Genomic DNA, 378 nt, shown 5'->3' on the forward strand with positions numbered 1-378 from the left:
CGTCAGGGTGTCGATTCCCTTGATGCAGGAGAGCGCCTCGACGGCCGGGCGCCACCGGTCGGTCCGGGCGAGGGCGAGCACCTTCTTCTCGAGCTGCCGGCGGTCCGACTCTGTTAGCGTCAATCTATTTTTCACCAGTTTCGCTAAACAGGCGCGCCGTTCGCGCAAAGGCGGTTTCACCGGTTGCGCTAACGTATTTTCACCGATTCCGGTCACGGCTCGACGGGGCCGTCCCTCGGCAGGTCCTTCAGCCTGTAGGACCTGCCCGTTATCTTGACCAGGTGGCAGTGGTGGCACACCCTGTCCGCGATCGCGCTCGCCGCCACGTCGTCCCCGAACACCCTGCCCCAGCCGCTGATCCCCACGTTGGTGGTGATG

2 protein-coding genes are annotated in these 378 nt (G+C 64.6%); both read right to left on the reverse strand.

Translation table 11 applies throughout. From position 1 onward, the window contains the following. A partial coding sequence (locus tag ACTQV4_RS10395; RefSeq protein ID WP_441569795.1) for a hypothetical protein occupies positions 1-216 on the reverse strand: 216 nt, incomplete at its 3' end. After that, complete coding sequence (locus ACTQV4_RS10400) at positions 213-365, reverse strand: ATP-binding protein (protein WP_441042590.1); 153 nt, start codon at positions 363-365, stop codon at positions 213-215. The genes ACTQV4_RS10400 and ACTQV4_RS10395, both read right to left, overlap by 4 nt. Positions 366-378 lie beyond the last annotated feature (13 nt).

The sequence above is a fragment of the Collinsella sp. LCP19S3_B11 genome (assembly GCF_052121915.1).
GTDB lineage: Bacteria > Actinomycetota > Coriobacteriia > Coriobacteriales > Coriobacteriaceae > Collinsella.